The organism is Marinobacter santoriniensis NKSG1, assembly GCF_000347775.1.
Taxonomy (GTDB): Bacteria; Pseudomonadota; Gammaproteobacteria; order Pseudomonadales; family Oleiphilaceae; genus Marinobacter; species Marinobacter santoriniensis.
The window spans coordinates 97,344-110,305 of the sequence record NZ_APAT01000022.1; the positions used below are offsets into that span (position 1 = coordinate 97,344).

Here is a 12,962-nt window from a genome sequence, read left to right on the forward strand (position 1 = left end):
ATACGTCGAGTTTTGCCAGCAAGACCTATCATAACCGCTTGCCGGAATCCGTGCCCCGTCATCTCCGATCGTCAAGGAAACGCCATTGAGAGCCTACGCCGATAACGACTACCCCGCTGACCACAAACCGGACTGGAAGGTGATTGCCGGGCTTTGGCCCTACCTGACCGAGTTCCGCGGGCGGGTGATCTTCGCCCTTTCCCTGCTGGTCCTGGCAAAGCTGGCGACGGTGGCTACTCCCATTGCCCTGAAATACATCGTGGATTACCTCGACCAGAACCGGGGCGCGGACATTGTGTTGTGGATTCCGGTCTGGCTGGTGGTGGCCTACGGAACGCTCCGGTTCGGCAGCACCCTTTTCAACGAATTGCGCGACGCCGTGTTCGCCCGGGTGGCGGAGCGGGCCATGCGCCGGGTCTCCCTGAGGGTATTCCGTCACCTGCACCAGCGGGAACTGGCATTCCACCTGGACCGCAAAACCGGTGGCCTGGCCCGGGATATCGAGCGCGGGACCAACGGCATCAGTTTCCTGCTGCGGTTCACCCTGTTCAATATCGTGCCGACGGCACTGGAAATCCTGATGGTATCGGGCATTCTCCTGGTGATCTTCAACATCACCTATGTGCTGGCCATTGCTGTGGCGGTCGTGGTCTATGTGGTTTTTTCCATCCGGGTGACCGAATGGCGGACCCGGTTCGTGCGCGAGGCCAACGCCCGCGACAATCAGTCGAATTCCCGGGCTGTGGACAGTCTGCTGAATTACGAGACGGTCAAATATTTCAACAATGAACGCTACGAAGCCGAGTGTTATGACCGGGACCTGGAGGACTGGGAACAGGCCCGGCTCAGGAACCGTCTGTCCCTGGCCACCCTGAACGCCGGACAGGCCCTGATCATTGGCGTGGCGCTGATTGTAATCATGGCCATGGCGGTGCGTGAGGTGGCGAGTGGCGAGATTACCCTGGGGGATTTCACCATGATCAATGCCTACCTGATCCAGCTGTTCATCCCACTCAATGCCCTGGGGTTCGTGTACCGGGAAATCCGGCAGGCTCTGGTCAATGTCGAGCGGCTGTTCAAACTGCTCGGGGACAAACCGGCGATTGTGGACAAACCGGATGCGCCCGCCCTGTCCGTGCAGCGGGGTGAAATCCGCTTTGAGCAGGTCCGCTTCGCCTATCGTCCGGACCGGCCCATCCTCCGGGACGTCAACTTTACCATTCCGGCCGGACAGACCATGGCCGTGGTCGGCGCCAGCGGGGCCGGAAAATCCACCCTGGCCCGGTTGCTGTTCCGTTTCTTCGATGTGGACGAGGGACGGATCTGTATCGACGGCCAGGACATTCGCGAGGTCACCCAGGACAGCCTGCGATCGGCCATTGGCGTCGTGCCCCAGGATACGGTGCTGTTCAACGACACCCTGTACCGGAACCTGGCCTATGGCCGGCCGGACGCCACCGAGGAAGAGGTGCACCGGGCGGCCCGGATGGCCCATCTGGAAGATTTCATCCACAGCCTCCCCGATGGTTACGACACCCGGGTCGGTGAACGGGGGCTCAAGCTGTCCGGAGGGGAAAAGCAACGGGTCGCCATTGCCCGCGTCATCCTCAAGAACCCGCCTCTGCTGATCCTCGATGAAGCCACGTCGTCGCTGGACTCGCTGTCCGAGCAATCGATCCTGAGTGCCCTGAAGGAGATCAGTCGCCAGCGAACCACCCTGGTGATCGCTCACCGGTTGTCTACCATCCGGGACGCCGACACCATCCTGGTTATGGATGGCGGAGTGATTGTTGAAAGCGGACATCATGACGACCTGCTGGCCCGCGATGGTCACTATGCCCGCCTCTGGCAGCAACAACACCAGAGCCGGCCTGCGGAGTGATTACCGGGCGTTATCGCCGGAGTGAAAGGTCTCGACCCGGTTCCTGCCCGCGGATTTGCCGCGATACAGTGCCTTGTCGGCTCGGAGCATAATGGTGTTGGACTGGTCGTCCTCCGGATCGGATACGGCCACCCCGCAGGTGATGGTGCCGTGCAGGGTTTCTTCCATACCCTTGAACCGGTGCTGGGCAATGGTCTGGCGCAGTCGTTCGGCCAGTTGTCGGGCACTGTCCAGATCGCTGTCCGGAAGGAGAATGGCAAACTCCTCTCCCCCCACTCGTCCAAGCGTATCACTGGCCCGCAGCTCGCCCTGGAGAATCCTTGTGGTTTCCTTGAGTACCAGGTCGCCGGCGTTGTGTCCGAACCGGTCGTTGACCCGCTTGAACCAGTCGAAATCGAACAGGATCACGGCATAGTCGGGGCCATTGCGCTGGTAACGCAGAAATTCCCGGGACAGGAGCTTCATGAACTGGCGCCGGTTGGCCGAGCCGGTCAGTTCGTCGGTCACCGCGATCCGGCGTAGCTTTTCTTCCAGTTCCTTCTGGGCGGTGATATCGAGAATACTGCCGTACCAGACGGTTCTTCCATCCTTTCGATAATCCGGCCGGGCCCGGCCGAATACCCAGCGAATCTCGCCATCCACAATCACCCGGTATTCGCAGATCCAGTCCTCGCCGCTGACCCGGGAGGCCTCCACTGCTTCACGGACCGGGGCATGGTCGTCCGGGTGAATGGCGTCGAAAATCCGGGTGGCGTCCTCCCGCACCTGATCGGGGGTGACATTGTAGATGCGCTCGATACCGGCACTGGCATAGGGAAAGCGGATGGTGCCGTCCGGACCCATCTCGAACTGATACACCAGGCCCGGAATTCGTGACGCCATTTTTTCCAGCCGCTCAATGGTCCGCTGCTGTTCTGTCTGGAGTGCCTCGAGTTTTTCCTGGTAGGCCTTGCTGGCCGATATATCGATGTGGGTGCCGCTCACCCATTCCGGCTTGCCATCGGGGGTCCGGCTCACCAGTCGGCCATAGGCCCGAACCCACACCCAGTGCCCGTCCTTGTGCCGCATGCGGGCTTCGCATTCGTAATAGTCTGTGTCTCCCCGGAAATGCGATTGCAGGAGCTTTTCCGAGACCACCAGGTCGTCGGGATGGGTGTGGGTCAGCCAGGTCTCGAAGGAGAGGGGTTGGAGTTCGTCCAGGGTATAACCGATGATCCCCGCCCAGCGTTCATTGAACAGGGCATCGCCGGTCTGGACATTCCATTCCCAGGTGCCTGCCCGGGTGCCCTCCAGAATGGTCCTCAGTCGGGCGGCTTCGCCCTGACCGAGATAGGCGTTGTCTGCTGGCCCGGATGCGTCGTTCATTCAGTCGCGTACTCTGAGTGACGGGGTCTTTTCTGACTATAGTTGAACTACCGTTCATTTACGATTCGTTCACCGGGACAGATGACCTCAGTGCCTCCGCCAGGCCCGAGGCGCGCTGGATACGCAGTCGGCTGCCCGCCGTCAGTACATCCGGATGTCCGGTGACCAGGCTGAACCAGTTTCGGGCACGCGTAATCCCTGTGTAGATCAGCTCACGGGTGAGCACCGGGCTCATCCGATCCGGTAAGACCAGACAGGTATGATTGAATTCGGATCCCTGGGATTTGTGGACCGTCATGGCATACACCGTTTCCAGCTGCTGCAGCCGGCTGGGGGAAATCCAGCGGATGCCATCCGTCCCATCGCCGCTGGGGAAGGCGACCCGCAGCGTGGTGCCAGGCTCGCCGTCGTCCGTCCGGTTCCCGGGCAGGCTGAAGGTGATGCCGATATCGCCATTCATCAGGCCCAGATTGTAATCGTTACCGGTGATCAGAATCGGCCGACCGGCATACCAGCCCTCGGCGCGGGGAATCAGCCTGGCTTCCAGCAGACGTCGGGCAATACGGTCATTCAGGCCCTCCACGCCCCAGGGGCCCTTGCGCAGGGCACACAGGACCTGGAAATCCCCGAAGGCCTCCAGCACCTGCCGTGCCAGATCGTCCCAGGCCTCGGGCGGACTGTCCGCATCGAGGCCATGATGGTTCATGAGTGTGAGGTAGTGTTGGTATCCCACCGGCGGCGCCAGCTCACCGTGGTGGGTGTGTCGGCCCACGCCCCGGTTCCGGAACGCCTCCGGAGAGCCGGAGATGGCATGACGGCAGATGCCCTCCAGCGTGGCGTCGGGATCCGGGGATCGATCGCCGCCATTCAGCCAGATGACATCGTCGAACGCGGCGTCACGGCAACGCTCCAGCGTGAGCCGGTCCAGCTGGTTGGTATTGACGGCTTCGGCGAGCTGGCGGATGCCGCTGTCTTCGGTAAAGCGGTAACTCTTGCGAAGCATGGCAACGGCCTGATCCAGCGGTTCGCCGTTATCGTCCACCAGCGTCTGCGGGACCTGTTCACCGGAGACCGCCGCCAGCCAGGTGGCCGTTGCAGGCCGGTAGTGGCTCTCGCTGGCACGCTGGCAGAGTTCACCGAGCACCGCGCCCGCGTCCACCGAGGCCAGCTGGTCCTTGTCGCCCAGCAGGATCAGCTGCGCATGGTCCGGCAGGGCATCGAACACCGAGGCCATCAGGTCCACGTCCACCATGGAGGCCTCATCGATTACCAGGATATCCACCAGCAGGGGATTGTCCCGGTGATGCCGGAATTTTCGGCTGTCCGGACGGCTACCCAGCAGCCGATGCAGGGTGGTTACCCGGGTGGGAATATCCGCGAGGTCCACGTTGCCGGGTAACTGATCAAGCGGTAGACGATTGACGGCGTTGCCGATGGATTCGTTCAGGCGGGCCGCCGCCTTGCCGGTGGGCGCAGCCAGACGGATCCGGAACTTGCGTCCATCCCGCCCGGAATCGCAACCGGCCGTCGCCTGCAGCGCGGCGAGGAGATTGACCACGGTTGTGGTCTTGCCAGTGCCGGGGCCGCCGGTGATGATCGCAAAGCGATTGCGGGCTGCCAGGGCACAGGCGAGCTTCTGGTAGTCCACATCGTCCCGGTCAGGGAACAGGGCATCCAGGGCCCGCCGGAGTGTCGTCGCCGATGGTGAGGTGGCATCCGCCAGAACCGGCGATGGCGAAAGGCGGCTCCGGATACCCTCGGCAATCCGCCGTTCGTATCGCCAGAGCCGGCGCAGGTAAAGCCGGGTATCGACCTGCACAAGCGGTGTTGTATGTGAGCCATGACTTACGGCTGAAGTCTTGCCAAGGGCCGTTGTGCACTCTGACAATGTGACCTGAGACAGAATATCGGACGGCGTTGGGAGGGAGTCCCTCTGCTCCGGGTATCCGGGCATCGGTGCCTCCTCCGGAGGCAATGCCAGGGTCTGGCCGGCATTGTCCAGCAGCGACACCAGGTCGATACAGACGTGCCCCCGACCGACCTGGTGGGAAGTCATTGCAGCGAGCAGCAGCAACAGTGGTGCGGGGGATTCCCCTTGCTCCAGGCACAGATCGCGGATCAGCCGGGCAAACGCAACGTCCAGGGCGCGGATCCAGCCGGCGTCCTGCCATCGTTCGAGCAACCTCTCCATGCGGTCGCCGTCGGTCATTACCGCGGCCATTTCCGGCGCCGATGACGGTTGCCCGGGATTTCCAGGGTCTTCCCCGAGGTCGAGATCAAACTGGTTGTCGGAATGGCGGGTCCGGCTCATGCGGCATCCTCCCCTGTCATCCGGTGGCCGTCGAACAGGGCGTCGAGCTGTTCAATGAGCTGACGGGGTGGTTTGTCGGTAAAGGCTCCGGCCCCCGGGGCGTGGATACCGCGCAAAAAGAGATAGACGGCGCCACCGATGTGTCGGTCGTAATCGTACCCGGGGAGCCGGGCTTTCAGCAGCCGGTGCAGCGCCAGCAGGTACAGGATGTATTGAAGGTCGTACCGTTTGTCGAGAATCGCCTGACCCATGGCCTGGTCGGTGTAGGCGCTGTCGTCGTCACCAAGGCTGTTGGATTTGTAGTCCAGAACGTAGTAACGACCTTCGTGCTCGAACACCAGGTCGATAAAGCCCTTGAGCATGCCGTTGAACCGTCGGTCGTCCACCTGGCTCCGGTCGGCGCCCTCGAGGGTATGCTCCTGTACCAGGGCGTCCAGGCTACGGGTGGAGACATTGCAGCTTTCGAACCAGAACTCCAGTTCCGGGCGAACGGTGTTCAGCGCCATCAGGGGTGCCCGAAACTCGCCCTTGCGGTCCAGTGTCAGGGGCGTGCTGATCAGCGCCAGCAGCCAGTGTTCCAGGGTATCCGCCCACTCCGTCCAGCCCCGTACGGTGCAACGGCGGGTAAGGTGTTCCCGCAGAAGCTCCGGGTGCTCGGCGATGCGGCTGAAACCCTCCCGGGTACACCATTCAAGCAGTTCGTGAAGGAAGGTCCCGGGGCTGGCCCCCTTCGGAAAGTCGTGCAGGGAGTGACCCGGTCCGGACTTTGCCTCATCCGCATCGGCAGCCTGGGCGGATTCCTCCAGAAGGTTCTGGATCTCTGCGTCTTCGACTTCCCCTGAAAAGACGATGCCGGTGCCCGCCAGCCCGGTGTATTCGATGGAGGAATAACTGGCAATCCACCAGTCTTCCCGAGCCTCGCGCCGGGCTTCCAGTGCCGGCCCCAGGGCTTCGGGAGACGGTTCGCTATACAGGGTATCGTCTGGCTCCGGCAGTGCCGACGCCGTGATGGCCCCGGTTCCTTCCAACAGGGGCCGGAGACTGTCGACGGCGGACATCCCGTCAAGCTCTTCGCCGCCCAGCAGGTAGCCAAGGCCGCTGCGGTGCCAGTCAGTGATGGCGGCAACACCCACCCAGGTGGCATAGCGTGCCCGGGTCAGGGCGACGTACAACTTGCGGATGTCTTCCCCCAACCGTTCCTGATCGGCCCGGGCCACATCCTCCGGCTCCGGGTCGAACACGGTTTTGAGCGTCCCGCTCTCATCGTGGTAACGGACATAGGCCTGTTTGTCGCTCTGGGCCCGGAAGGCGGTTCCAAACGGCAGGAACACCAGCGGGTATTCCAGACCCTTGGATTTATGCACGGTGATCACCTTGACCAGGCCGGCGTCGCTTTCCAGGCGCAGGGTCCGGTGTTCGTCTTCCTCATCCGCCGACCGCAGGATCTGCGTGAAGTGATGCACCAGGGCGTGCTCGCCGTCCAGCTGCAGGCTGTCCTGTTGCAGCAGTTCGGCGATGTGCAGGATGTCCGTGAGCCGGCGTTCGCCATCGGCTCTCTGTAGCAGGCGTGCCGGCACCTCAAAGTCCATCAGGAAGGCGCGCAGCATGGGCAGTACACCCTGGGTCCGCCACCGGTTGTGATAGTCCATGAACCGGTCGATTTCCCGTTCCAGGGCCATTTCATCGGTGAGCAGACGATCAAGGCTCTGCCAGGACTGGCCCAGGGTAGGCGTGGCCAGGGCGGCCCGGATCAGGGCCAGCTGCCGCGGCTCGGCGAAGGCGCGCAGCCAGGTCAGGATCTCCATCGCTTCGGTCGACGTAAGGACCGAGTCCCGATCGGAAAGATACACACTCTTGATACGCCGGCGGCCGAGAGCTTCACGGACAGCGGCGGCCTCGTTACGGTTGTTGACGAGGATGGCAATGTCCCCGGGGCTGACCGTCTCCATGTCCTTCGGTTCGTCCGGCAGCACAAAGCCGGCTTGGCCGGCCTGCCCCAGCGCCAGCAACCGGGCAACCTCACTGGCACAGGTTTCGGCGACCTGGGTCGTCGCCGCGCCCTTGGCCAGGGCGGCAGTCTTCTCGGCTGCGTCGGGTTGCTGGTTGTCCAGGGTCCAGAAGCAAAGGCTGGGTTGCGGGGTGCCGTTGATCCGCCATTCGCGCCTGGTGCCGTTGGCGGCGACCCCCTGGAACGGCAGCGGCGTCGAGTCGCCCTTGCCAAACAGGAAGGCGCCCTCCCGGCTGTTCCGGTCGGCGTGCTCGAACACCCGGTTCACGGCGTCGACCATGGTGGCTGATGAGCGGAAATTCCGGCCCAGGGTCCAGGTTCGGTCGTGGACGTCCTGGCGGGCTTCCAGGTAGGTATGAATGTCCGCCCCGCGAAAGCCGTAGATAGCCTGTTTCGGATCGCCGATCATCAGCAGACAGGTCGCAGGGTCGTTGTCCGCGACCCGGTAGATCCGGTTGAAGATCCGGTACTGGACCGGGTCGGTATCCTGGAACTCGTCGATCAGCGCTGCCGGGAACTGGCGCCGGATAGTCGACGCCAGCTGATCACCCCGAGGCCCATCGAGGGCTTCGTCCAGACGGGTGAGCAGGTCATCAAAGCCCATTTCCGAGCGTTGCTGCTTTTCGGCTTCCAGGCGTTCTGCCACCCACCGGCTGGCGTGTCGCAGAATGTCGGCGCGGGCGCCGGGCTGATTCTGGCTGAACGCCATCAGTGCCCCGATGGCGTCGAAGGCGGGATGATCCGGCGGATCGCCCTCGCCTTTCAGGATGGCAGCGAGGCCATCGGGTGTCTGGTTCCGGAAGCCGGCCTTATCGAGGTTCTCCGGCAGCAGTTGGTCGGAGTCTGCCCAGGCGACCAGATCGTCCCAGACCTTGACCATGGCGTTCTTGCTGGCGCCATGCAGGCGTTTGCTTTTGTTCAGGCTGTTGAGCAGGTCGGTCACTTCCCCTTGCCAGTCGCGCCAGGGGTTGGCCTTCAGTTCGCGGGAGCGGGCCAGGCGCTGACTGACGACCTGGTTTATGGCCTGGTACACGTCCCCGTCGGATGCGCCCAGGCGGCCGGCATCCGGCAGCAGGTTCCGGATGGCCTGGCGCAGGGCATCCGGGGTGTTCCAGTGGCTCAGGGCCTCGTCCATCAGTGCCGGTGGGAGCGGATAGATAAAGGTGCGCCAGTAATCCCGGACCACGTTATCCAGCAAGTCACTCTGGTCGGTCTCCAGAGTAAGCCGGAACAGACTGCCGCTGTCGAAGGCGTGCTCGCTGAGCATCCGGTTGCACCAGCCGTGGATGGTCGATACCGCGGCCTCATCCATCCACTCGGCGGCCAGCAGCAGTTTTTTCCGGCACTCCGGCCAGGTCGCGGGATCCGGATAGTGGGCGTCACGGAGTTCATACAGCAGCCGGGTTTCCGCCGGAGGTTGTGGATCGTCCTCGTCCTCGGAGAACACCTCGGCGGCCTGGGTCAGCCGGGTGCGAATCCGGTCCCGGAGTTCCTTGGTAGCGGCGTCGGTAAAGGTCACCACCAGCAGGTTCGGCGGCAGGAGCCCCTGGGCTAGTGGGCAGCCCTCGGGCTGCCCGTGGCCGAGAACCAGACGCACGTAGAGAATGGCGATGGTGAAGGTTTTGCCGGTGCCGGCGCTGGCCTCGATCAGGGTGCTGCCGTTCAGTGGCAGGGTCAAAGGATCAAGGTTGGGCGTACGGTGGGGATTGCCTGTATTCATGCCTCTCCCTCAATCTGTTCTGCGGCGCATTTATCCTGCTCGGCTTCCCAGAGCGGCACATACAATTTATGCAGTAAGGATTCGAATTCATCGCTGGCCAGCAGAGCTTCGGGGCTGTCGAAGGCACCTCGCAGATAGCCGGTGTCGCGCTCCAGAGCGGTGGTGTAGGCCTGTTCCGCTTCGCTGAGTGCCCGCGCCTGATCGCCATGGTATTTCTTGCTCTGGTAGTAACTGGTAAGCCAGGCAAATCCCGCCTCGCAGTGGATCGGAAGTGCCCGGGTGGTAGCATTCATCCAGGCAGCCAGGATGGCCTCCAGGTGGTGTCGGGCCTGATCCGCTGGTATCCCTGAGAAGGTAAACGTGCGCTTCTCCTCCTTGGCAAGAATCAGGGTCTCGAAGGGCTGATCCGTGAGCTGGCCGGCGAGGTGAATCACCCAGTCGCGCATCAGGTTGGCGTAGCGCACTTTCCGGCCGGAACCGCCACCGCTCAGCAGGCCCGAACTGGCCACGACCAGCCGACAGCGGCGGCCGTCGGCATTGACCCGCAGCTGGTCGATGAGATCCGCAACCTCCACGGATCCCGTTCTGTTTCCGAACCGGTACTCGAAGGCCACTGGCTCGGCGAGGGGTTCGGGCCAGTCCGCGAGCGCGCTCCGGTAGCGTTCGAACAGGTCCGGTAAACGACCGGCCAGCTCATCCCGCAGGCGATGTTCGGTGACGCCCATGCCCAGATCACCCCGACGGGCCATCCGGTCGAGGGTGATTGCCATCCGTTCGTGCAGTTCCGCCTCGGACCCGGCTTTCACCACGGCTTCCCGGATCAGCTCATTGTCCAGTCGCCAGCGATCCAGGCCGTCCAGGTCGAAGTTCTCGTTGTCTGTGTCTTCGTCCTCCACAGCCTCGAAATACACCTGCAGACGGCGCTGGAAAAAGGTGTCGATGGGCCGTTTCAGGAAGTTGGCCAGATCGTTGAGGCTGATGGGTTCCTCCGGTGTCTGGTACGGCAGGGATTCCCGCTCACGGGCTTCCATGTCAGTGTTGTGGGCACTGCGCCACTCCCGTTCGTAGGTGAACAGGCCGCGTGCCTGCAGAACCTCCGACACCAATTTTGGCGGGCTGTCCTCGCCGGTGTCCCGGGCGTTGCCTGCAGGGAAGTAATCGCGGCTGAACGGTTGCAGGGGGTGGCGGGTGGTCAGTGCGTGGGTGACCGGATAATCCGGGGTGCCCGGCAGCGACCAGAAGCTGTTGAGGTGATCCTGTAGTTGCGCCACCAGAACCGAGGCCGGCCGTTCCGAATCGTCCCGTATGCTCCGGCCGACCCAGCTGATGTAGAGCTGCTCCCTTGCTGACAGCAGTGCCTCGAGGAACAGGTAACGATCGTCCTCCCGGCGGGAACGGTCCCCCGGCCGGTAGTCGTTGGCCATCAGGTCGAAATCCACCGGGGGGCGGGATCGGGGGTAATCGCCATCGTTCATGCCCAGCAGGCAGACCATTCGAAAGGGGATGGCGCGCATGGGCATGAGGGTGGCGAAATTGACCTTGCCCGCCAGGAAGCGCTGATTCAATCCTCCTTCGTCCAACCCGGCCAGCAACACGTCCCGGACAATGTTCAGGGGCAGAGGTCGGGTCTCCAGGCCGGCGGCCAGGGCATCGTCGAGCCACTGCTCGAGCTGGCGCCGGAACCGGTTGAGCAACAAAAGGTCGTGGCCTTCGACGTTGTGAAAAAACCGGGACAGCATGTCGGAAAACAGGGCTTCCCAGTCCGCCGGCGTCCGGGGTGTGCGCAGGTCGTGCCAAAGCGCTTCCAGGCGTTGGATGAAGTCGGCCAGGCGACCGGCCAGGCTCGCCTGCAGGCCTCCAATCTCTCCGTAGGGTTCGACACCGGCCCAGGGATCATCCTCCCCCATACCGTAGCCGAGGAGCATGGCCCGAAGCCCGGCTTGCCAGGTATTGCGCTCGAGGTCAGCCGGCAGGGCCAGGCTTTCCCGGTGCTGCCCGTGCAGACCCCAGCGGATGTTGGCGCCTTCTACCCAGCGCCGTGCCAGGGGAATTTCCGCTTCCTGAATACCGAACCGGTCCCGGATACCCGGGACCTCCAGCAGGCTCAGGATCTCACTGACACCGAACCGGCTCCTGGGCAGGGACATCAGCGTTTCCAGGGCTATGACCACCGGTTCATGATGACGCTGGCCCTGATCGGAGATGGTGAACGGAATGTGGCGTTTGCGCCCGGGCTGGTAGCGTCCGAAGACCGCCTGAATATGGGGTGCGTAGACGTTGATGTCCGGCACCATCACCATGACGTCCCGCGGACGCAGGTCCGGATCGGCATTGAAGGCGGCCAGTAACTGGTCGTGCAGGATCTCTACTTCCCGTTGCGGACTGTGGGCGTCGTGGAAGGCAATGGAACGATCACGGGCCAGATCCAGCTGCCGGTTTTCCCCACGGATTTCCTGCAGTGGGGTCAGGTTGTAGATGTCGTTCTGCAGCTGGTGGAGCAGGGCCGGTGCCCCGGGGTCACCGTGTGGGGCAAAGATGTCGATCTTCTGGTCGGGTGTGTCGAAGTGGCCCCGGTATTGCTCCGGATTGTCGAACTCATCGAGCAGGCGAATGTAGTCGCGGCCCTGTTTTCCCCAGGCCGCCAGCAAGGGATTGGCGTGCTGGTGAAGCTGGTCCGGATCGGCGATCTTCGACAGCGCCGGATGGGCCACACCCCGCTTGCGTTCGGCCCGCAACAGGTCGCGGTCACTGACGATGTCGGCCCAGTAGTACTGGCAGGGGTTGTGGACGCAGAGTACCACCTGGCTGAACCGGCTGAGTACATACAGGGCTTCCAGAGCCTGGCGGGGCAGTGATGAGACGCCAAACACCACGATGCGCCGGGGTAACCGGGCCGGGTTTGAAGGGGCGGCCAGGCGCTGGCCCTCCTCCTTGAACCGGGTGTGGATCCGCGACCGGCTGGTGTGGGCCCCGGAGCCGACATCCGCCACCAGTCTGCGCCAGAGCAGCGGCTGCCAGAGGGTTTCCGCGCTGACGGGCTTTTCCTCACCACGGGCGGTGATCAGCACATCGCTGCCCTGCTCCCAGGCGCTCAGCCAGTCCGCCCGGAATACCTGGTACTGGTCGAACAGGTCGGCCACTTTCTCGGCCAACTGGAAATTGCGCAGATCGGTATCGGGGCCCTCGAGAAACCGGGCAAGCGGGGCGAAGGCGTCGTCCTGGCCCACCAGGTCGGGCAACAGCCGGTACAACCGCCAGACCAGCCGGCGTTTGTCGAACGGAGACTGTTCAGGCACCTCGCCGTCCGGCAGCACGGCCCGGTAGGCCTGCCAGATAAACCGTGCCGGAAACAGGAAGTCCATGCCAGCGGCAATCCCCAGGCCACCCCCGGTTCCGTCGTCTGAGCGTTTTTCTGCCAGGGCCAGCTTCAGCCACTGGGCGATGCCGTTGCTCTGTACCAGGAAAGTTTCGCTCTCCAGCGGTGGCAGCGGGTTTTCCCGGCACAGGAAAACCACTGCGCGCCGAAGATCTTCCAGGTGGTTGGCGTGGATGGCGTGAAAACCGGGTTGGATGGCGTTGGCCATGGGGCTCCTTGTTGCTGATCGTTCCAATCCTGACCCGACAGGGGCCTGCAATCAAGACCGCAAATGACCGGACCCGGGAGTCCGCGCGCGGG

Annotated in this window: 5 protein-coding genes; 1 reads left to right on the forward strand and 4 read right to left on the reverse strand. The window is 63.3% G+C overall.

The window, feature by feature from the left end:
• Window positions 1–85 precede the first annotated feature (85 nt).
• Window positions 86–1,882, forward strand: a complete 1,797-nt coding sequence (locus MSNKSG1_RS14625) for an ABCB family ABC transporter ATP-binding protein/permease (RefSeq protein WP_008940063.1) — start codon at window positions 86–88, stop codon at window positions 1,880–1,882.
• Here MSNKSG1_RS14625 and MSNKSG1_RS14630 read toward each other — a convergent pair whose 3' ends face one another.
• The 4 genes from MSNKSG1_RS14630 to recC are packed head-to-tail and all read right to left on the reverse strand — an operon-like array spanning window position 1,883 to window position 12,870.
• Window positions 1,883–3,247, reverse strand: a complete 1,365-nt coding sequence (locus tag MSNKSG1_RS14630) for a GGDEF domain-containing protein (protein WP_008940064.1) — start codon at window positions 3,245–3,247, stop codon at window positions 1,883–1,885.
• 58 nt (window positions 3,248–3,305) lie between these two features.
• The gene (gene recD, locus MSNKSG1_RS14635; protein WP_008940065.1) at window positions 3,306–5,558 is read right to left on the reverse strand and encodes an exodeoxyribonuclease V subunit alpha; all 2,253 of its coding nucleotides are present in this window, start codon (window positions 5,556–5,558) and stop codon (window positions 3,306–3,308) included.
• On the reverse strand, window positions 5,555–9,286 hold the full coding sequence (gene recB, locus MSNKSG1_RS14640) for an exodeoxyribonuclease V subunit beta (RefSeq protein WP_008940066.1): 3,732 nt from the start codon (window positions 9,284–9,286) through the stop codon (window positions 5,555–5,557). The genes recD and recB overlap by 4 nt, the downstream gene beginning before the upstream one ends.
• Window positions 9,283–12,870, reverse strand: coding sequence for an exodeoxyribonuclease V subunit gamma (recC, locus tag MSNKSG1_RS14645; RefSeq protein WP_008940067.1), 3,588 nt, complete (start codon window positions 12,868–12,870; stop codon window positions 9,283–9,285). Before recC ends, recB begins: the two co-directional genes overlap by 4 nt.
• Window positions 12,871–12,962: the final 92 nt, after the last annotated feature.